The organism is Hafnia psychrotolerans, from assembly GCF_014639435.1.
GTDB classification, from domain to species: domain Bacteria; phylum Pseudomonadota; class Gammaproteobacteria; order Enterobacterales; family Enterobacteriaceae; genus Ewingella; species Ewingella psychrotolerans.
Map to the genome: position 1 here is coordinate 1 of NZ_BMFZ01000016.1, position 19,115 is coordinate 19,115.

12 protein-coding genes, 1 tRNA gene and 2 pseudogenes are annotated in these 19,115 nt (G+C 50.6%); 9 read left to right on the forward strand and 6 right to left on the reverse strand.

The genetic code is table 11. The features are described from left to right. Positions 1–167 precede the first annotated feature (167 nt). Complete coding sequence (locus IEV89_RS20485) at positions 168–551, forward strand: restriction endonuclease subunit S (RefSeq protein WP_268235674.1); 384 nt, start codon at positions 168–170, stop codon at positions 549–551. A 17-nt stretch (positions 552–568) separates the two neighbouring features. Then, positions 569–3,799 (forward strand): type I restriction endonuclease subunit R, EcoR124 family, encoded by a 3,231-nt coding sequence (locus IEV89_RS20490; protein ID WP_188475369.1) that lies wholly within the window; start codon positions 569–571, stop codon positions 3,797–3,799. A 271-nt stretch (positions 3,800–4,070) separates the two neighbouring features. Here the strand turns inward: IEV89_RS20490 and IEV89_RS20495 are convergent. Continuing rightward, positions 4,071–4,254: pseudogene (locus IEV89_RS20495) on the reverse strand (integrase); the annotation flags it as partial. 303 nt (positions 4,255–4,557) lie between these two features. Continuing rightward, positions 4,558–4,642, reverse strand: a tRNA-Leu gene (locus tag IEV89_RS20500). Positions 4,643–4,861: 219 nt separating this feature from the next. Here IEV89_RS20500 and ampH point away from each other — a divergent pair. Beyond that, on the forward strand, positions 4,862–6,007 hold the full coding sequence (gene ampH / locus IEV89_RS20505; protein WP_188475408.1) for a D-alanyl-D-alanine-carboxypeptidase/endopeptidase AmpH: 1,146 nt from the start codon (positions 4,862–4,864) through the stop codon (positions 6,005–6,007). 76 nt (positions 6,008–6,083) lie between these two features. On the opposite strand, the gene lptG is transcribed toward ampH, so the two are convergent. Then, positions 6,084–7,154: an LPS export ABC transporter permease LptG gene (lptG, locus tag IEV89_RS20510; protein ID WP_188475370.1), complete on the reverse strand. Its 1,071-nt coding sequence runs from the start codon at positions 7,152–7,154 to the stop codon at positions 6,084–6,086. Further along, on the reverse strand, positions 7,154–8,248 hold the full coding sequence (gene lptF / locus IEV89_RS20515) for an LPS export ABC transporter permease LptF (RefSeq protein WP_188475371.1): 1,095 nt from the start codon (positions 8,246–8,248) through the stop codon (positions 7,154–7,156). Before lptF ends, lptG begins: the two co-directional genes overlap by 1 nt. A gap of 276 nt (positions 8,249–8,524) precedes the next feature. Here lptF and pepA point away from each other — a divergent pair, with 276 nt between their 5' ends. From pepA to IEV89_RS20530, 3 genes are all read left to right on the forward strand, one after another. After that, a complete protein-coding gene (gene pepA / locus IEV89_RS20520) occupies positions 8,525–10,036 on the forward strand; it encodes a leucyl aminopeptidase (protein WP_188475372.1) in 1,512 nt (503 codons plus the stop codon). A gap of 186 nt (positions 10,037–10,222) precedes the next feature. After that, on the forward strand, positions 10,223–10,687 hold the full coding sequence (locus tag IEV89_RS20525) for a DNA polymerase III subunit chi (RefSeq protein ID WP_188475373.1): 465 nt from the start codon (positions 10,223–10,225) through the stop codon (positions 10,685–10,687). A gap of 13 nt (positions 10,688–10,700) precedes the next feature. After that, positions 10,701–13,556, forward strand: a complete 2,856-nt coding sequence (locus tag IEV89_RS20530) for a valine--tRNA ligase (RefSeq protein WP_188475374.1) — start codon at positions 10,701–10,703, stop codon at positions 13,554–13,556. Positions 13,557–13,644: 88 nt separating this feature from the next. On the opposite strand, the gene IEV89_RS20535 is transcribed toward IEV89_RS20530, so the two are convergent. Together IEV89_RS20535 and IEV89_RS20540 are read right to left on the reverse strand one after the other, a co-directional pair. Continuing rightward, positions 13,645–14,673: a M48 family metallopeptidase gene (locus tag IEV89_RS20535; RefSeq protein WP_188475375.1), complete on the reverse strand. Its 1,029-nt coding sequence runs from the start codon at positions 14,671–14,673 to the stop codon at positions 13,645–13,647. Between the two features lie 3 nt (positions 14,674–14,676). Continuing rightward, positions 14,677–15,859: pseudogene (locus IEV89_RS20540) on the reverse strand (YjgN family protein). A 258-nt stretch (positions 15,860–16,117) separates the two neighbouring features. On the opposite strand from IEV89_RS20540, the gene IEV89_RS20545 reads away from it, so the two are divergent. The 3 genes from IEV89_RS20545 (at position 16,118) to IEV89_RS20555 (ending at position 19,079) form a co-directional block, all read left to right on the forward strand. Next, a complete protein-coding gene (locus tag IEV89_RS20545) occupies positions 16,118–16,621 on the forward strand; it encodes a GNAT family N-acetyltransferase (protein ID WP_188475409.1) in 504 nt (167 codons plus the stop codon). Positions 16,622–16,658: 37 nt separating this feature from the next. Then, positions 16,659–17,399 (forward strand): MurR/RpiR family transcriptional regulator, encoded by a 741-nt coding sequence (locus IEV89_RS20550; RefSeq protein ID WP_188475376.1) that lies wholly within the window; start codon positions 16,659–16,661, stop codon positions 17,397–17,399. 147 nt (positions 17,400–17,546) lie between these two features. Then, positions 17,547–19,079, forward strand: a complete 1,533-nt coding sequence (locus IEV89_RS20555; protein WP_188475377.1) for a PTS transporter subunit EIIC — start codon at positions 17,547–17,549, stop codon at positions 19,077–19,079. Positions 19,080–19,115 lie beyond the last annotated feature (36 nt).

Sequence of the window (19,115 nt, forward strand, 5' to 3'; positions counted from 1 at the left end):
TTCTTTTAGAACTCGCAGGATCTGAGTTTCAGTGAAACGCGCTTTCTTCATGATGAGCCTCCCAATGGTTGTATTTTAACCAGAGAACTCTATCAAGCAGTAAGACTAAATTCAGGAGGGACTACAATAACATATACGTTAATCCTGTAGTAGTTAATTGCAGCAATGTGGTGGAGGGAGACATTATTGTTGTTGTCCGAAACGGCTCAAGATCCTTAATTGGGAAACATGCGCAAGTAACTTCACGCATGAATAATACAGTAATTGGTGCTTTTATGACTGGCATCAGAAGTAAGCAGCCTGCATTTATAAATGCATTATTAGATACAAAAATTTTCACATCTGAAGTTGAGAAAAATCTAGGTGCTACAATTAACCAGATTACCAATGGCTCTTTTAAGAGTATGTCTTTTATGTTTCCAACAGAAGATGAACAACAAAAAATCGGCAACTACTTCCAAAAACTCGACAACCTGATAAACCAGCACCAACAACAAATCACCAAACTCAATAACATCAAGCAGGCTTGCTTGAGTAAAATGTTTGTTTAGCGGGGATAGCAGAAATCATGACCACCTTTACAACTGAAGCGCAATTTGAGCAGGCATTTATTGAAGTACTGGCCAATAAGGGCTGGGAAACCGAGATACTCAAAAATAAAACCGAAGCGGATTTACTGCGAAATTGGGCAAACATTTTGTTTGAAAATAATCGCCAGCGGGATCGCTTAAACGATGTTCCGCTTACCGCGACTGAGATGCAGCAAATTATTGAGCAAATCAAAGAACTTAAAACCCCGCTCAAGCTCAACGGCTTAATTAACGGTAAAACCGTGGCCATTAAGCGCGATAACCCAGCCGATACCTTACATATGGGCAAAGAAGTCAGCTTAAAAATATACGATCGCCAGGAAATCGCCGCTGGCCAAAGCCGTTACCAAATAGTGCAGCAGCCTAAATTTGAACGCGGTAGCCCTTTGCGTAACGACCGACGCGGTGATGTGCTACTACTGATTAACGGGATGCCGGTGATCCATGTAGAGCTAAAGCGCAGCGGCATTCCGGTTAGCCAGGCAGTAAACCAAATTGAAAAGTACAGCAAAGAGGGTGTATTTAGCGGCCTATTTTCGCTTATCCAGGTGTTTGTGGCCATGGAGCCCAACGAGGCAAAATACTTTGCCAACCCTGGGCTAGACGGCAAGTTTAACCCCGACTATCAATTTAACTGGGCCGATTTTAATAACGAACCCATGAACCACTGGAAAGACATCGCCTCTACCTTGCTTTCCATCCCTATGGCGCACCAGTTGATTGGCTTTTATACCGTCGCCGACGATACCGACGGCGTGCTTAAGGTAATGCGCAGTTATCAGTATTACGCCGCCAATGCGATATCTGACAAAGTGGCCAAAACCAACTGGCAGCAACTGGGTAGCGCGGCCAATAATCCCGATCGCCTTGGGGGTTATGTCTGGCATACCACAGGTTCGGGTAAAACCATGACCAGCTTTAAATCGGCGCAGTTGATCGCACAATCCAAAGATGCCGATAAAGTCATTTTTTTAATGGACAGGATTGAGCTGGGCACGCAGTCTCTCGCGGAATACCGCAATTTTGCTGGCGATGGCGAAGACGTACAAGCCACCGAAAATACTCACGTACTCATTACCAAATTAAAAAGCACTACACCTGCCGATACCTTAATTGTTAGCTCCATTCAAAAAATGAGTAATATTTTTGAAGCGGTAGACGATGAAGGCACGGCCACAAACTCTGCGGATATTGAAAAAATTCGCGCTAAGCGTTTGGTGTTTATTGTCGATGAGGCGCACCGTTCAACCATGAGCGGCGGCAAAGATAATAAGGACGGAATGTTAATTACAGTCAAAAAGACGTTTCCTGCCGCGTTGTTTTTTGGTTTTACCGGCACACCTATCCATGATGAAAACCATGTTAACAACAACACGACCGCTGATGTTTTTGGAAACGAGTTACACCGTTACAGCATTGCCGACGGTATTCGCGATGGCAATGTTTTGGGCTTTGATCCTTACAAAGCCTGTACCTTTAAAGATAAAGAGCTACGCCAACACGTCGCCCTCGAACAGGCCAAAGCCGATTCGGTGGCGGAGGCGATGTCTGTACCTGCCAAAAAGAAAAAATTTAATTATTTTATGAATGAAGTGCCTATGGCTGGCCATAAAGATGCAGTTGGTAAGTATATCAAAGGTATAGAGGATTATGTGCCAAAAGAGCAATATCTCACTGCAGCCCATCAAGAAAAGGTGGTAGAAGATATTCTGGCCGGGTGGGATGTGCTCAGCCAGGGCAATAAATTCCACGCGATTTTAGCCACTAGCAGCATTGCTGAAGCCATTGACTATTACCGCCGTTTAAAAGCCGCCAAACCTGAGCTTAAAATATCGGCTTTATTTGACCCGCACATTGATAACGATGGCAGTAGCGATCGTGGCCCTACTTTTAAGGGCGATGGTCTGGAAGAAATTATGGCCGACTATAACGCGCGTTATGGCCAGGACTTTGATTTTGCCCGCCACGCGGCCTTTAAAAAAGATTTAGCGGCACGCCTTGCCCATAAAAAGCCCTACGAGCGCATTCATACCGAGCCGTCAAAACAATTAGATTTACTGATTGTTGTAGATCAAATGCTCACTGGCTTTGACTCTAAATGGCTTAATACCTTGTATTTAGATAAGGTGATTAAATACCAAAATATTATTCAAGCGTTCTCACGCACCAATCGTTTATTTGGCCCCGACAAACCCCACGGAATTATCCGGTATTATCGCTATCCGCATACCATGGAGCAGCACATTAACGCTGCGGTAAAACTCTATTCCGGCGACAAGCCTATCGGCCTCTTCGTAGATAAGTTAGAAAGCAATATTAAAGCCATGAATGAATTAGTGGCTGAAATTACCGAGCTGTTTGTCAGCGCAGGTGTTGAGAATTTCGAAAAGTTGCCGGACGAGATAGAAGTCTGTGCCCAATTCGCCAAATTATTTAACACCTTTAGCAAGCACCTGGAAGCGGCTAAAGTACAAGGTTTGCATTGGGAACCGTCGCTCTATTCCTCTACAGGAAATAATGTAGAACATGAGGTTACGCTGGCCATAGACGAACAAACATACCTTAGTCTGGTCCTGCGTTACAAAGAGTTGGTAGGCAAAGGTGACCACGACGGTGCAGGTGGCGGCGATGTGCCTTTTGATATCAGTGGCTATTTAACTGAAATAGATACCGGCAAAATCGATGCCGACTATATGAACAACCGCTTTGATAAATTTTTAAAAGAGCTGAACCAACACCAAGACTCTGCGAGCATTGAAACCACATTAAATGAGCTGCACAAGTCGTTTGCATCGCTCACCCAAAACGAGCAAAAGTACGCAAAACTCTTCTTGCACGACTTGCAGCGCGGCGATGCGCAGTTAATTGAAGGCTATACTTTTAGAGACTACATCAACACCTATAAAGATAACGCTGAAAATGCGCAATTAAACGCAGTTGTTAATGCTCTTGGTTTAGATAAAGGACTGCTCGTAGCATTAATGGCTGATAGTGTTAATGATAAGAACCTCAACGACTTTGGTCGCTTCGACGCATTAAAAGAAACGGTAGATAAAGCAAAAGCCAAAGCCTATTTTGAAAAACAAGATGGCGTAACCATACCTCTATTTAAACTGAATATTCGCATTGATCAGTTTTTAAAACAGTTTATTTATACCCAAACGGATGATTTCTTAAGTGATAGCGATGCCGTTGATGTAGTCATGTGATGAATAGCCTCACTCAGCATAAGTTTGCCACACTTATGCTGAGTGTTGTTTTTTCAGAGGTATTGCACCATGAACTCGATAAAAGTCATTGGCATCGACCTGGCTAAATCTGTCTTTAAGATCTGCGTCTATCGGACAACAAATGTTACTTTCCATCATGATTTCCTTTTAGTTTAATTAAAACGCAAAAAAGCCCTTGTCTTTTGATAGAGGCTTTCAATGATATAAAAATCATTGAAAGGGATGTATCACGATAAAAGACGGGTGATGGTTATTTGAATGAATTATTTACTTTTGCATAATCAAAAGGTGAGATAGCTTGCTGCCTGTTTGCATCCAGAAAATCAGCCCACCACTGCAGCATCAGCCTACGCTCATCAAGATGTTCCGCTTTATGAATGCACCGAGTTTCGCTCCTGATGGCTCATCTGCCGTTCTACCGCATCCTTAGACCAATTTGAGCCGTTGGTGTGAACCAGAAGATGCATGCCATTGGCATCGGTCAGTTTATATTGCTTCTCTGTGGGCTTGGAAGTTTTGGCCTTAATATCTGTCAACGCCATGCTTATCCCTTCCCTGTTGGTAGAGGCATTATCAAACCGGTGATGCCATCATCAGTACCAACATCTGTTGGTAGATGTACATGGATGTCGGTTGAGCTTGAGAGAATTAATATCGCGGGAATGATCGGTAAATACTGAATTTTAGGCATAAAAAAAGACACCTCAGCGGGTGTCTTAATTTTCATACATTACTAATGGTGCCGAAGGCCGGAATCGAACCGGCACGCCTTGCGGCGGTTGATTTTGAGTCAACTGCGTCTACCGATTTCGCCACTTCGGCACAGAAAGTAGTATGCGGAAAACGTGGGCATTATACCCAGCACAGCGAGTCACGCAATAGTTATCCATGCATAGCGAGTTCAAGTGCCGAAAAAAACGGCATCCTGCTGCAAATTCGATAGTTTTCCTCACTTATTTTTCTGCGTAAGACACTTTTCCTCATGCCGTTTCGCAAAGTAGGCATTAGTATAATGGCTACAAAAATTCTTTTGTCTTGTTGATGGATACCGGTCTGTTGAAAAAAATCACTCTTTCGCTTCTGGCGATGGCTTTTGCCAGCGCGCCAATATTGGGCCATGCACAGAATGCGCGTCTGGCCTCGCAAGTCGTTGATGACTACGCTGAGCACATTTTCTATGGCAGTGGTGCTATGGGGATGGCGATGGTTGTTGTCGATAATCAGCAGCAGGTATTTCGCAGTTTTGGCGAAACGCGGCCCGGTTCAGATATCCGTCCACGTGAAGACTCCGTGATTCGTATCGCCTCGCTGACGAAACTCATTACCAGCGAAATACTGATAAAGCTGTCACAGCAGGGCACGGTGCGCATTAACGATCCGCTGCGCAAGTATTCCGGCGGAAACAGGGTACCCTCTTACAGCAGTACAACGCCAATCACTCTGTTAAATTTAGCGACCCACACCAGCGGCCTGCCGCGCGAACAACCGGGCGGTGTGCCTCATCGCCCGGTGTTTACCTGGCCGACCAAAAGCGAACGTTGGACCTGGCTGCGGTTAGCCAAAATAACGACTCCGCCGGGTGCCAAAGCCGCCTATTCGAATCTGGCGTTTGATCTGCTGGCAGACGCGCTGTCTAACGCCGCACGCAAGCCTTATCCCCAGTTATTGAGAGAGCAAATAACTCAGCCGCTCGGTATGGTTGATACCACACTGACGCCAAATGCCAGCCAGTGCGCACGGTTGATGAGTGGGTTGCGGCCAAGCCCATGCCTGAACACCACGGCGGCAGCGGGCAGCGGCGGGCTTTACTCAACTCCGGCAGACATGGGCCGCTGGATGCGTCAGTTCCTGCCTTCGGCGCTCGGTAAACGCAGTATTACCGCCGAACTGGCGCAAAAGATGTATTACAAGCGCACGGATCTGGTGTCACTGAAAGGAATGGACGTGCCGGGTGTCGCGGATTCTCTGGGGCTGGGTTGGGTAACCATGGCACCCACGCCGCTGTTGCCACGCATTATTCAGAAAACCGGTGGTGGTGGCGGGTTTATTACCTACGTGGCGATGGTGCCGCAGCGCGGTATTGGCGTATTTATCGTGGTGACCCGCAGCGAACTGAGCAAATTCAAGAACATGAGTGACGGCGTGAATGATCTCGTGGCCGAACTGGTGCGCAATAACGAGATTTAATGTCAGAAAAAAGGCAGTAAAAAGGCCGCTTTCATTTTTCACAATAGAAGGCGGCCTTTTTTAGATATCGGTCTTGTCAGCGTTTTTTCAGCAGCAGGATGATACTGATCACCAGGAACAACATGCTCGGTAACAACGCACCGAGAACTGGCGGAATGCTGTACACCAAACTGAGAGGACCGAAAATCTGGTCCATGACGTAGAACAGGAAACCAAAACAAATCCCCGTCACTACGCGCACGCCCATTGGCACACTGCGCAGAGGGCCGAAGATGAATGACAGCGCCATCAGCATCATTACCGCTACCGACAGTGGCGAGAAGATTTTGCTCCACATGTTCAGTTGGTAACGTTTAGACTCCTGCCCGCTCTGTTTGAGGTACTTCACGTAGCTATGCAGTCCGCTGATCGACAGCGCGTCCGGGTCCAGCGCCACCACACCCAGTTTGTCTGGCGTCAGATTGGTTTTCCATTCCCCGGTCAATGTCTGCGAACCGGTAATTTGCTTCGGATCGGTCAGAATAGATTCATCGACTTGCGACAGCTTCCACACGCCATTTTCGAAGGTTGCTGACGAGGCATAACGTACAGATTGCAATTTGTTCGCATCGTTGAAGTGGTAGATGTTGACGCCGGTGATCTCGTTATCGCCCGCCACGCGTTCGATATAGATAAAGTCTTTACCATCTTTAGCCCACAGGCCGTTCTGCGTGGAAAGCAGTGAACCGCCGTACATCTGTTGCGCCCGGTAGTTACGGGCCATCTGTTCGCCCTGCGGCGCGACCCATTCACCAATCGCCATGGTCAGAAATACCAGCGGGATCGCGGTCTTCATGACGGAGGAAGCGATCTGCATACGGGTAAAGCCAGACGCCTGCATCACCACCAGTTCACTGCGCGTAGCCAAGGTACCAAGCCCCAGTAACGCCCCCAGCAGCGCTGCCATCGGGAAGAAAATCTCTACGTCTTTCGGCACGCTGAGCAAGGTATAGATCCCGGCACCCGACGCTGAATATGCGCCCTGCCCGACTTTGCGCAGTTGGTCGACAAACTTGATGATGCCGGACAGCGACACCAGCATGAATAAGGTCATCATGATGGTGTTGAAAATAGTGCGGCCGATATATCGGTCTAATACTCCAAACATCAGGAATTTCCTCTCAAACGCGCCCGAATTTTACGTACCGGCAGCGTATCCCACATATTCAGCACCATCGCTAACGCGAAGTAAGCCAGGTTAGTGACCCACATCCAGACTAACGGGTCGAGCTTACCTTTCGCGCCATTAGACCGTAGCGAGCTTTGCAGCAGGAAGAAGATTAAGTACAGCAAAATAGCAGGCAGCATACTGAGAACACGGCCCTGACGCGGGTTAACCACGCTGAGCGGCACCACCAGCAGCGCCATGATAAAGACAGAGACCACTAAGGTCAGCCGCCAATGGAACTCAGCGCGGGCATCCGGATCATTGGATTGCCACAGCTGGTGCATCGACATTTGGTCTGAATTACTGGTATCCACGGCAACGGTTTGATGACCAATCACCGCCAGGTAGTTAGTGAAGTCGGTAATGCGGAAGTCACGCAGTAGCGCGGTACCCTCGTAGCGGGTGCCCCGATCGAGGGTAACCATCTGGGAGCCATCCGGGCGCTGCTCTATATGGCCTTTATCTGCGATGACCACAGAAGGACGCTGATTGCCATTGGGCCGCAGTTGGGCCAGGAAGACATTGTTGAATTCTTGACCTTTCACACTGCCAACAAACAACACGGCGTTACCGTTCTGTGCCTGTTGGAATTGGCCTTCGACCATGGCAGCCATGCTCGGATTGGCTTTGGCTTCCGCCAGAACTTCATCCTGATGTTTTGAAGACCAGGGACTGACCCAGAATGCATTGATACCCGCAAAAATAGCGGTGATCACCGCCAGACTGAGGGCAGCAAGGATTAGTGAACGTTTACCGAGTCCGCAAGCATGCATGACAGTAATTTCACTGTCAGTGTAAAGCTTGCCTAACGTCATCAGTAAGCCAAGGAATAGGCTTAATGGCAGGATAAGTTGCGCCATTTCCGGCACACCTAAGCCCAGCAGAGAAAGGACTAAATTTGTTGGGATATCGCCATCGACCGCTGCCCCCAGAACCCTGACCAACTTCTGACAAAAGAAGATTAACAGCAGAATAAAGAGAATTGCGATTTGGCTCTTGAAGGTTTCCCTAACCAGATATCTAATGATGATCACGCTTAATACGCCTGTGAAAACTTGTCTTTTTGCAGGAAAATCGATAGTTTCATCGCTAATCCGTCATTTATTCTCATCATATGGCAACCTTCACAGCTAAAATAGTATTACAACACCGAGAAATGGGGTGTCCTATAGGAACATGCTTATAGCCGCCAAAATTAAAACTAACGCCGTTTAGGTTAACACAGGTCGTTAACACAGTGGCGGGAGATGCCTCCGGCAATTCATTCTAGCCGCAGCCCTCGTCGTTGTCTTTAAGATTCAGGAGAGTGCATGGAGTTCAGTGTAAAAAGCGGTAGCCCGGAAAAACAGCGCAGTGCCTGTATTGTAGTCGGCGTTTTTGAACCTCGCCGCCTGTCACCCATTGCCGAACAACTCGACAAAATCAGTGACGGTTACATCAGCGCTCTGCTCCGCCGCGGCGAACTTGAAGGCAAAGTGGGCCAAACCCTGTTGCTGCATCATGTTCCGAATATTCTTTCCGAACGTATCCTTCTTATCGGATGCGGGAAAGAGCGTGAACTTGATGAGCGCCAGTACAAACAAGTGATTCAGAAAACCATCAACACCCTGAACGACACCGGTTCAATGGAAGCGGTTTGCTTCCTGACTGAACTGCACGTTAAAGGGCGCAACAACTACTGGAAAGTGCGCCAGGCGGTCGAAACCTCGAAAGAGTCGCTTTACACGTTCGATCAGCTCAAAAGCAACAAAGTGGAACCGCGCCGCCCGCTGCGTAAAATGGTTTTCAACGTGCCTACGCGCCGCGAACTGACCAGCGGCGAACGTGCTATCCAGCATGGCCTGGCGGTCTCTTCCGGCATCAAAGCGGCGAAAGATCTCAGCAATATGCCGCCAAATATCTGTAACGCGGCCTATCTGGCTTCCCAGGCCCGCCAACTGGCCGATGCGTTCAGCACTAACATCACCACCCGCGTCATCGGCGAACAGCAGATGAAAGAGCTGGGGATGAATGCCTATCTGGCGGTAGGACAGGGTTCGAAAAATGAATCACTGATGTCGGTGATGGAATATAAAGGAAATCCTAATGCTAACGCTAAGCCTATTGTGCTGGTCGGCAAAGGTCTGACCTTCGATTCCGGCGGTATTTCCATTAAACCCGCGGGTGATATGGACGAAATGAAGTACGATATGTGCGGTGCAGCAGCGGTATACGGCGCGATGCGCGTCGTCGCTGAGCTCAATCTGCCGCTGAACGTGATCGGTGTGCTGGCTGGCTGTGAAAATATGCCAGGCGGTCAGGCGTTCCGTCCAGGTGATATATTGACCACGATGTCCGGACAGACCGTTGAAGTGCTCAATACCGATGCCGAAGGGCGCCTGGTGCTGTGCGATGCCTTGACCTACGTTGAACGTTTCGATCCTGAGCTGGTGATTGATGTTGCCACGCTGACCGGCGCCTGTGTGATTGCCCTCGGCCATCACATCACCGGTTTGCTGTCGAACCACAATCCGCTGGCCCACGAGCTGATCGGCGCGTCCGAGCAGTCCGGTGACCGCGCGTGGCGTCTGCCGCTGGCTGATGAGTATCAAGAGCAGTTGGATTCAAACTTTGCGGATATGGCGAACATCGGTGGCCGTCCAGGTGGGGCTATCACCGCCGGCTGCTTCCTGTCGCGCTTCACCCGCAAATACAGTTGGGCACATCTGGACATCGCCGGTACGGCGTGGCGTTCAGGTAAAAACAAAGGCGCAACAGGTCGTCCGGTCGCACTTCTGTCACAGTTCTTGCTCAACCGTGCAGGCCTTGACGGCGACGATTGATCTTTCCATGCCTCTAAACGATACCCAAAATCGTTCGCGCTGTATCACGGCGGCCACTGAATGAATCTCTGGGAACTTACGTCAAGTCAGTGTCCAGAGTGAATGAAGGCAGCCAACGCAGAGACAGCATGAAGGATGAGGGGGATCAGGCCGGTTAACTCCGGCCTGTTTTATTATGGATAACAGATGAAACAAGCCACCTTTTTTCTTATCGATGCGCCGGACGCGGACGGGAGTCTGGCTTCACACGAAGCACTGGCCTGCCAGATTGCCGCTGAGCGCTGTCGTGTGGGAAAACGCGTGTTGCTGGCCTGTGAAGATCAGCAGCAGGCAGAACGTCTGGACGAAGCCCTGTGGCAACGCGATCCAAGCCAGTTCGTCCCGCACAATTTAGCGGGCGAAGGTCCAAAGTTCGGCGCGCCGGTTGAGCTATGCTGGCCTGGCAAACGTGGTAATGCGCCACGTGATTTGCTGATAAATCTCCTGCCTCAGTTTGCAGATTTTGCTACTGCTTTCCATGAAGTGGTAGACTTCGTCCCTTACGAAGATTCCCTTAAACAACTGGCGCGCGATCGCTACAAAGCCTATCGCAGCGTCGGTTTTACGTTGACCACGGCCACGCCGCCGTCTGTCACTACATCGACCGACTAAAAACGAAAGCGAAATGGATAAGACATATAACCCGCAAGACATCGAGCAGCCGCTTTACGAGCACTGGGAAGAACAGGGCTACTTCAAGCCACATGGTGATACCAGTAAAGAAAGCTTTGCCATCATGATCCCGCCGCCGAACGTCACCGGTAGCTTGCACCTGGGCCACGCTTTCCAGCAAACCATCATGGACGCCATGATCCGCTATCAACGCATGCAGGGTAAAAATACGCTGTGGCAGGCGGGGACCGACCACGCTGGTATCGCTACCCAAATGGTGGTTGAGCGCAAAATTGCCGCCGAAGAAGGCAAAACCCGTAAAGACTATGGCCGCGAAGCGTTCATCAACAAAATTTGGGACTGGAAAGCGGAATCTGGTGGCACCATTACCCGCCAGATGCGCCGTCTGGGCGACTCTGTGGATTGGGAGCGTGAGCGCTTCACTATGGATGAAGGCCTGTCCAACGCCGTGCGCGAAGTGTTTGTCCGGCTGTACAAAGAAGACCTGATTTACCGTGGTAAACGCCTGGTGAACTGGGATCCAAAACTGCGCACCGCGATTTCTGACCTCGAAGTGGAAAACCGCGAGTCCAAAGGATCCATGTGGCACCTGCGTTATCCGCTGGCTGACGGTGCAAAAACCGCAGAAGGCAAAGATTACCTGGTGGTCGCCACCACCCGTCCGGAAACGGTGCTCGGTGATACCGGCGTCGCGGTAAACCCGGAAGATCCGCGTTACAAGGATCTGATCGGCAAAGAGATCATTCTTCCCTTGGTGGGCCGCCGCATTCCCATTCTGGGCGACGAACACGCCGACATGGAAAAAGGCACCGGCTGCGTGAAGATCACGCCAGCCCACGACTTTAACGACTATGAAGTCGGTAAACGTCACGGCCTGCCGATGATCAACATCCTGACGTTCGACGGCGACATCCGCCAGACCGCTGAAGTGTTCAACACTAACGGCGAAGAGAGCGACGAGTGCAGCAACGACATTCCTGAGTCGTTCCGTGGCCTTGAGCGCTTTGCCGCGCGTAAAGCCGTAGTCGCGGCATTTGAAGAAGCCGGCCTGCTGGAAGAAATCAAACCTCACGATCTGACCGTGCCTTACGGCGACCGTGGCGGCGTAGTGATCGAACCCATGCTGACCGACCAGTGGTACGTGCGTACCGCTCCGCTGGCGAAAGTCGCAGTCGAAGCCGTGGAAACAGGCGAAATTCAGTTCGTCCCCAAACAGTACGAGAACATGTACTTCAGCTGGATGCGCGACATTCAGGACTGGTGTATTTCCCGTCAGTTGTGGTGGGGACACCGCATTCCGGCCTGGTACGACGCCGAAGGCAACGTGTACGTTGGCCGCGACGAAGCGGAAGCACGCAGCGAAAACAATCTGGGCGCAGACGTGGTGCTCACTCAGGACGAAGACGTGCTCGATACCTGGTTCTCTTCTGGCCTGTGGACCTTCTCCACGCTGGGCTGGCCGGAGCAGACACTGGAACTCAAAGCCTTCCACCCATCAAGCGTGGTCGTCAGCGGCTTCGACATTATCTTCTTCTGGATCGCGCGCATGATCATGATGACCATGCACTTCGTTAAAGATGATAATGGCAAACCGCAGGTTCCGTTCAATACCGTCTACATGACCGGGCTTATCCGCGACGACGAAGGACAGAAAATGTCCAAGTCGAAGGGTAACGTCATCGATCCGCTGGATATGATTGACGGCATCTCGCTGGAAGATCTGCTGGAAAAACGTACCGGCAACATGATGCAGCCTCAGTTAGCGGAAAAAATCCGCAAACGCACCGAGAAGCAATTCCCGAACGGCATCGAACCGCACGGCACTGACGCCCTGCGTTTCACGCTGGCGGCGCTGGCTTCTACCGGCCGTGACATCAACTGGGACATGAAGCGTCTTGAGGGTTATCGCAACTTCTGTAACAAACTGTGGAACGCCAGCCGCTTCGTGCTGATGAACACAGAAGATCAGGATTGTGGCCTGAACGGCGGTGAACTCGAGCTGTCACTGGCCGATCGCTGGATCCTCGCCGAATATAACCGTACGGTGAAAGCTTACCGCGACGCGATGGATACCTACCGCTTCGATCTGGCTGCCAGTATTCTGTATGAATTCACCTGGAACCAGTTCTGCGACTGGTATCTGGAACTCACCAAACCGGTAATGATGGGCGGTAGCGAAGCACAATTGCGCGGCACTCGTCATACGCTGGTGGACGTGCTGGAAGGTCTGCTGCGTCTTGCGCATCCGATCATTCCGTTCATCACAGAAACCATCTGGCAGCGCGTCAAAACGCTCAAGGGCATCACAGCGGAAACCATCATGCTGCAGCCTTTCCCGGAATTTGACGCAGCGAAAACAGACGAACTGGCGCTGGCCGATCTGGAGTGGATCAAGCAGGCCATCATTGCTATCCGTAACGTGCGTGCCGAGATGAACCTGTCTCCGGCCAAGCCGCTGGAACTGCTGCTACGTGGCGCAAGTACAGATGCACAGCGTCGTGTGGAACAGAACCGGAACTTCATTTCGTCTCTGGCCCGTCTGGAGTCCATCACCCTTCTGCCTGCTGGCGACAAAGGCCCGGTTTCTGTCACCAAACTGGTAGAAGGCGCTGAGCTGCTGATCCCGATGGCGGGTCTGATTGATAAAGACACCGAGCTGGCCCGCCTGGATAAAGAGATCGCGAAACTGGACGGTGAGATTGCGTCTATCGAAGGCAAGCTGTCTAACGAGGGTTTTGTGGCGCGTGCGCCTGAAGCGGTCGTTGCCAAAGAGCGTGACCGTCTGGCAGCCTGCGGCGAAGCCAAAATCAAGATTGCAGAACAGAAAGCCACCATCGCGGCCCTGTAATCCTGTCATGTTGATGAGCACATGAGATAATAACGAAGGCCGCGAAAGCGGCCTTTTTTATGCATCAAATTCTACGATATAAAACCGGCTACAACTTGGCGGCCTCCCGGATATGTTCAATCCGCGACGGCATCGCCGGGTGCGTACTCATCCAGTCAGGCAGGCTGCTGTCGTTGATTTTTTCCTTCTGCGATTCTGCCGAAAGCAGCGAATAGATTTGCGCCATCGGTTCCAGCGATCGCCCTTCCCGCTTCATTTCCTTAATCGCCCAGTCATCCGCATCACGTTCCATACCGCGTGAGAACTGCAATTCATTGGCGAGCGATGCCGTTTGCAGCAACATATCGCCGATGCCGCTGACATCGCCGGTCATCCACAACAACGTAAGCGATACCAGCGAAGAACGCACCAGCATGCGCATCGGATGCCGGTAGGCGTGATGGCCCATCTCATGCAGCATCACCGCCGCCAGCGCGTCATCGTCGGGGCTGAGTGCCACCAGCCTGTCGCTGAGGACAAGCGTACCGTCCGCCAGCATAAACGCATTAGCGACATCGGGAATATTCATCAGTTTCAGGCTGACCGGCGTCCGGTCATTACGCAACGACGGCGGTGTCACTTGAATGAACAGCGCCTGAAGTGCTTTTTGGCGATCCTCCGGTAATGCTGAATCCTGAAAATCGCTGGCCCTGAGAAGCGTCATCGTATGACGCCCGAGGTTTTGTTCAATCGTGGTCGGAATGCGCAGCGCGATCGTATTACTGGCCCACGGCAGTAACCCATAAACGTAGAAGACGATCAGCAGACAGGTGGCCAGCAGCGTAAGGACAACGCCGCGCTTATGGCTTTCCATACGGTATACCCAGCCCGGCTTGCGATGTTGGAGCAACCAGCGGCGAAACGCCGTGTCATCGGCCGGAACAAAACGGCTGCCGTCAGGGAAGGTGAGAAACAAGGGAATGGTGCCCAGCGCATCAGAAACGTCAATTTCGCCGAGTGAAAAGCGGGTCTGTGAGTCCGGATTTTCCAGCGTCAGTTGCTGTCCGTCTTCTAAAAAGAGGCGGGCAGCCTCACGCGCTGCCCGTCCCGGAGGCTGATAGAAGCCTTCAATTATCATGCATTATAGACCGACGCCAACATCAAACGCCTGCGTCACTTCTTCTGCAACCGCCGTATTGGCAGAGTCGCCGTGCGCCTGCACATCCAGCAACGACAGGTCACCAGACACAGCCGTCGATGCTGCCACGTAGCGCGCAGAACGCACATGGGCCACCGGCGTTGCCAGACCCAGCGAGAACACCATGATCAACGCATTAGTGAGCAGCAGCCCCAGATAGGACGCGGTTTTCATCGAAGAATGCAGTTTTAGGCCGTCGCCAATACGCGTCTGATTGAACACATAATTACGAACCGCGACCACCTGATAGCTGGCAACCACCAGCGAACCAACCAGAAGAATGACGATGGCAAAGAAGAAGTCGAGCATATTGCTCATCAGCATCGCCCCGGCCATTTCATCAGACATGCCACCGATTAAGACCATCTGATACATCGTCGTAAAGAACGACCCCATCAGCCAAAAGGCAACAATCAGGAACGGCAGGAATAATAAAATGCCTAGCAGGCTGTATTTAATAAATGCCGTTTTCTTCAATTCGGCACGGAACGCCGTCTTTCCGAAGAACATATTATTGACGTATAAATCGTGCGTCATTGCGCTGATAATACCCTGCACAGCGGCAATGCCCGGCACTAATGCAACGGCCACTAACACCATGCTCAGCAATATCGCGCTGAGACTGGCGGTCTGAACGGCGATTAATACCACGAACGTAATGGGAATATACAGCGCCAGCATCAGCAGGATCGGACACAGATACATGAGCGCGGCCAACTTTGCAGTGATAGTTAAAACGTACGCCGCGGAAGCTGGTCATGATAGCGTTGTAACGCCAGCTGCGGACAATCACCCACGGCAGCAGGGCGAAAAACGCCAGTACGAACAACAAGGCCAGTTGTGGCATTAATGCCGCTAAAATATAAAATACAATGATACCTGCGATCACCAGCAAACGGCCTTTCAGTATTTGAATTGGCTTTGCGTGATAATCAAAACGATCCCCGTTTATTTCAGTATTACCCAGAAAATAACGACGACGGCGTACTGTCGCCCAGGCAGAATAAATTCCCAAGGTGACAATAGTGAGTAAAGTATTCACCAGCCAGATTGCGAAATATTCCCCGCCCTTACCATGAAAACGAACCTGATGCAGGTTGTCGTTGTATTGATTATTATCAGACATTTTTATCTTTCGTCCTGAAAGGAATGAGAAACCGCCTTTCTTATCATGAAGAAAGAGGCATAGAGCTTGGTATAACGCTGAAGATTTAATCATGTACGCATACATTCAGGCAACAAATACCTTACAATTCAGATGAAAAAGATTCTCATTTGAGATAGGGGAATGGAGAGGATGGGACGGCGGCGTTGCATCCGCACGCCGTAAAGTGGTATTAAAACGGTCTGTTTGATTGCCTATAGTGGAAACTGAGTGAGTAACATGACGACCTCCCTTCCTGTCAGCGTTCTGGTGCGCCCAATCCGCGCTGAAGATAATACTGCGATCGCCAGCGTGATCCGTCACGTGTCAGCCGAATTTGGCCTCACGGCAGATAAAGGCTACACCGTCGCTGACCCGAATCTGGACCATCTGTATGAAAGCTACAGCCAGCCGCGCTGTGCGTACTGGGTGGTGGAACTGGACGGCGTGGTCGCCGGGGGTGGTGGTATGGCACCGTTATCAGGCGCAGAGGACGATCTGTGTGAGCTGCAGAAGATGTACTTCATGCCTTCGCTGCGCGGCCAGGGGCTGGCGAAACGTCTCGCGTTACAGGCCATTGATCATGCACGCCAGCAGGGGTTTTCCCGCTGCTATCTGGAAACCACCGCCAGCCTGACACAGGCGATTGCGCTGTATGAGCGCCTCGGTTTCCAGCACATTGATGGCGCAATGGGGAATACAGGTCATGTCGATTGCGAAGTGACGATGATAAAATACCTGTAACCGCTCTTTCGCTTTCCATTACCTGACAGGCAGCCGTATGTTCACTCACAAAGCCATTTCCGCGTTAAATGAACTGGAACTGACGGTTTATAACTACATCGTCAAAAATGGCGACAAAGTGATGTATATGACCATCCGGGAGCTGGCAGATGCCGCCGGGGTATCCACCACCACGGTTTTGCGGTTCTGTAAGAAAATGGATTGCGACGGTTATTCGGAATTTCGTATCCGTTTTAAACTGTTTTTAGAACATGAAGAAAAACCACCCGTTTCATTCGGCATTAGTGAAATTATCAGTTATTTCAAAAGCATTAATAACAGCGAGTTTGATGAATTATTAGATCAGGCCGCGAAACAAATTGCCGAAGCGCAACGCATTATATTTGTCGGCGTGGGAACATCCGGTTCATTAGGGAAATATAGCGCGCGCTTCTTCTCTAACGTCGGGAAATTCAGCACCTTTATTGATGACCCTTATTTCCCGATCAATAGCGACATGTATAAAGACGCTATTGCGATTATTCTTTCTGTCTCCGGAGAAACGGAAGAAGTCCTGCGTTTCGCCACCCAGTTCAGTCAGCATCGCTGCAAGATTATCAGCCTGACCAACAGCGAAAACTCAACGCTGGCACGCATGGCCGATCTAAACATTTCATACCACATGCCGCAAATAGTGCTCGAAGGGCAATATAATATTACCACGCAGATCCCGGTACTTTATATTATCGAGACCATTGGAAAGAAATTACCCTTAATAAAACGTGACATGGCGCAATGAAAAAACAAGGTGTTTTAAACTTGTGACATATTCCTAATCCTGTTTTTTGTTATATCGTGACATCATCCTTTCTTTTGCTACACTCCTGCCAGAAATTAAAAAAATAAAACATCATCTCTGTACACCCCGGCAGGAGAATAATAAATAATGGCTATTGATTACGCTCAGACAGCTCAGGATATTGTTAAATATATCGGCGGCGAAAGTAATGTGATTAGCATCACACATTGCGCCACACGGCTACGTTTTGTTCTGAAAGATAATAGCGCCGTCGAGAAAGAAGAATTAAAACGCGTTAAAGGCGTGATTACCGTTATCGAGGCCAGTGGCCAGATGCAGGTGGCCATCGGCAACCACGTCAGCGATGCCTACAAACAGGTGCTGAAGCTGATCCACATTGATGAAAACGCGCCGGTCTTTGCGCCCAATGTCGGCATCGTCAGCCGCGTCATGGACATCATCTCCAGCATTTTTACTCCCTTCCTTTATCCGCTGGCCGCCTGCGGTATTTTACAAGGGATTATCTCTTTCCTCGCCGCAGTCGGCGTTATGGATGCTAACAGCGGCACCTACCGGATCCTTAACTTTGTTTCGTGGACGGCGTTTACCTTCCTGCCGGTCATGATCGCCTTCACCGCGGCGAAAAAATTCAACGTCAACCCTTTCACCGCCGTGATTACTGCCTGTGCGCTGATCAGCCCTGATTACATGAACATGCTGACAGCGTTCAAAATTACGTCGATCAACTCCGCCGATCCGGCCATGCAGCAGTTAATGCGTGAAGCGGTGAATAACCCGGAAATCGCCCGTATCCTGACGGATGTGGTCGGTATTCCGATTGCCGCGCCGACGCTGGATTTCCTCGGCATACCGATAAAATACCTCAGCTATACCGCCTCGGTGATCCCGATCATTCTGATGGTCTGGGCCATGTCTTACCTCGAACGTTTCTTCAATAAAGTGCTGCCGATCATTATCCGCAATCTGTTTACGCCGATGTTTTGTATCGCAATTATGGTGCCAATGACGTTGCTGGTCTTTGGCCCGGTGGGCAACCTGATTGGCGGTGCGATTGGCGGCGTTTATAACTATCTCTATCACCTCAGCCCGACGGTGGCCGGATTTGTGGTGGGTGCATTCTGGCAGCCGCTGGTTACGCTGGGCGTCCACTGGGGCATTACGCCGGTCACGGTCGGCAACTATGCAACGCTGGGCTACGACACCTTTACCGGCCTGCAGGCCTCCGCCGTCTTCGCGATGACCGGCAGCATGTTTGGCGTGTATCTGAAAACCCGCAGCCGCGAGATGAAAGGCATTTCACTGTCCGCTGGCGTCACCGGGTTGTTCGGCATCACCGAACCGGCCATTTACGGCGTCGCGCTGCGTCTCAAAAAACCTTTCCTGTGCAGCTGCGTCGCGGGGGGTATTGGCGGTGCGATTGCTGGCTCCTTCAACGCCGTATCATGGAGTTATTGCCTGCCGGGCATCGCCGTGCTGCCGGTGTTCTTCAAAGAAGGCCATATGCCGCAGTTCCTCGGTTTCCTGCTGTCGATCAGCGTCGCCTTTGTGCTCGGTGCGCTGTTTACCTGGCTGGTCGGATTTAAAGATGAACCCGACGTTGCCGCGACCAAAAAAGTACAAGCAGAAACCCGACGTACAACTCAGGCAGAAATGAATTAATTCTGACATTACATTTGTAAAGCGGGCTAATTTAGC